Origin of the sequence: Bacillus haikouensis (assembly GCF_013179555.1) — a bacterium.
Classification (GTDB): domain Bacteria; phylum Bacillota; class Bacilli; order Bacillales; family Bacillaceae_B; genus Rossellomorea; species Rossellomorea haikouensis_A.
The window spans coordinates 1-2,279 of record NZ_JABMCR010000452.1; the positions used below are offsets into that span (position 1 = coordinate 1).

A 2,279-nucleotide genomic window follows, 5' to 3' on the forward strand; every position below is an offset into this window, starting at 1 on the left:
AATCGTTCTTTCGGTAATTATCCTCTAAAATACGGCTGTTCGGATAAAAAGATGAATTCAATGATGTTTTATCGATTATTTGTTCCATTTCAGGAAGAATTCTGTCAGAGGCAATGATCGGCTCCATTTGATTATCCGTAACGACAACAGTCGTATCTGTTTTCGATTCCATCAGGGCAATATGCTCCAGTGTTTGCCGGGAGTAATGATCTTCCAATACATCATGGTGGCTTTCGCCTCTTGATTGAATGGAGTTCACTTCTTCCCGGATCCGGCTGTTCACAATACTTTCATGAAGAAAAAACAATATAAAAACTTCCAATATAAATACTGTGATCGTAAAATACAAAGTCAATTTCGTTGAAATTTTCATCATCAGCCTCAATTCTGCACTACTAACTATATTAATCATTTTTTTTGAAGAAAGTTTGCAGTTATTACTTTTTTATCGTATTTTGGCTCCTACATATATTCTGCATAGTTTCAGGGTAGAATTTTTATTGACCATTTATAAGGAGGAATCAACATGATCAAAAATCGTTCTTTACTATTATTCGTTACATTACTACTTCTCTTACTGGGAGCTTGTTCTAATAATAACGAAGAAAACATGGGAAACAAAGAAACCGATAATGATAATGAGAAGACGGAAGAAACAGAAGAAATGAACCACGGTGAGATGAATCATTCCAGTTCCGGTGAAGTGCCGGAAGGCCTGGAAAAAGCAGAGGATCCAACTTATCCAGTAGGAAATAAAGCCATTCTTCAAGCGGACCATATGCCTGGAATGAAAGGTGCGGAGGCTGTAATTTCAGGGGCTTATGACACGGTAGTCTATACAGTTACGTATACTCCTTCAACGGGTGGAGAAAAAGTGAAAAATCACAAATGGGTCATACATGAAGAGTTCGAGGACCCAGGTGAAGAACCTTATAAACCAGGTGACGAGGTCGTGTTGAATGCGGACCATATGAAAGGGATGGACGGGGCGGCTGCAACAATTGACTCTGCAGAAGAAATGACGGTCTATATGGTGGATTACACTCCGACTGACGGAGGAGAAAAGGTGAGAAATCATAAGTGGGTTACAGAAAGTGAATTGTCACCAGCAGAATAAATAAGCCTTTCCCTCGCGTTGGGACATAAATAATTAGTTCTATATCTCGCTTTTCATGCTGTCTGACTCATTGTCATTCTTTACAGACATCGGTGTAAACCGGATGCGGGGTATTCAGGTTATTTTTCTACTTCTATGCTGGACATGGCACCTGCCATGTCCAGTTTGCCGATTTCTTAAGATTCGTGGCTTAAAAGCGACTCTATTAAAGGTATCTTTTCAGAAGTGACGTTGGATGGTTTACTTTATACATCATGAATAAACACTCATTGGTAAATTCGTTCAGTACGGAGTATGCAGATCGGGAAACAGTAGTGAAAATACTAGAAAAAATTAGAACGTTCAAGGGAAGGGACTGGGATTGTATCATTTGAAGAAGTGCTGCAAATCGATCAAGAAAATGAGAAACTCATAACATTTTAGGTGATTATTTTACAACAAAAGTAGTGCAGTCAACTTATTGGCTGGGACAAATTCTGCATAAATAGTGGCAACGCTGTGAAGAATTCGGAGGGCCAGTAAATCATGCCGCAATATTAATTCGTTTGTATCGGTTATAGCTTTTAATGTTTCAACACTTTCTTGACAATTAAGTTTGTTTAATTTAAATCTTGCAATTGTGTTTATCCATTTTAAAAAACTGTAGTAGTAATGATTATCTATTAATCCTACTTAATTTAATTCATTATTAATCACAATGGTAACGTCGTTGAGAAAAGTTTCAGTTATATTAAAGAGAATTATTTAATAAGAACCATAAATTATACGAACTGAAAGATCTCGAAATTTAAATGGAAGACACTTAATTAAGAAAAAGAGTAATTAAGACTTACAAACTAATAAAAAATATCTGTACCCGTGCCTAAATTTTCACGGGTACGGTTATTTTATTAATCTCATTATTATTACACAAAACTGTATTTTACTAGGTTATTGGAGCCTTTTCGCCCCAAATTTAACAGGAGTAAAGTTACAGGACTTTAGGCCCTGTATGTTTACTTAGAGTTTGTTAATTATGTAAATGCGTGAGTATTCTGCATATTTTAGACAACAATAATCCATATTAAGCAAGGTGAATTCCCCCCAATGACAGGCTCCCTATTCGACAATATAATAATAATAGAACGGATAAAAACGAAGGGGGATGAACAAATGAAAACTA

General features: G+C 36.2%; 2 protein-coding genes and 1 pseudogene. 1 reads left to right on the plus strand and 2 read right to left on the minus strand.

What is annotated here, in order from left to right; genetic code table 11:
• Positions 1–376 (minus strand): annotated as a pseudogene (locus tag HP456_RS23000) (two-component sensor histidine kinase); the annotation flags it as partial.
• Positions 377–526: 150 nt separating this feature from the next.
• Between HP456_RS23000 and HP456_RS23005 the strand changes: the two are divergent.
• Complete coding sequence (locus HP456_RS23005) at positions 527–1,117, plus strand: YdhK family protein (protein WP_172255403.1); 591 nt, start codon at positions 527–529, stop codon at positions 1,115–1,117.
• 432 nt (positions 1,118–1,549) lie between these two features.
• On the opposite strand, the gene HP456_RS25700 is transcribed toward HP456_RS23005, so the two are convergent.
• Entirely contained in the window at positions 1,550–1,780 is a 231-nt protein-coding gene (locus HP456_RS25700) for an RNPP family C-terminal domain-containing protein (protein WP_376766249.1), read from the minus strand.
• Between the last annotated feature and the right edge of the window lie 499 nt (positions 1,781–2,279).

Excerpts from the sequence above, each read along its gene's own strand:
- HP456_RS23005 (WP_172255403.1), top strand. The coding sequence starts at position 527 with ATGATCAAAAATCGTTCTTTACTATTATTCGTTACATTACTACTTCTC.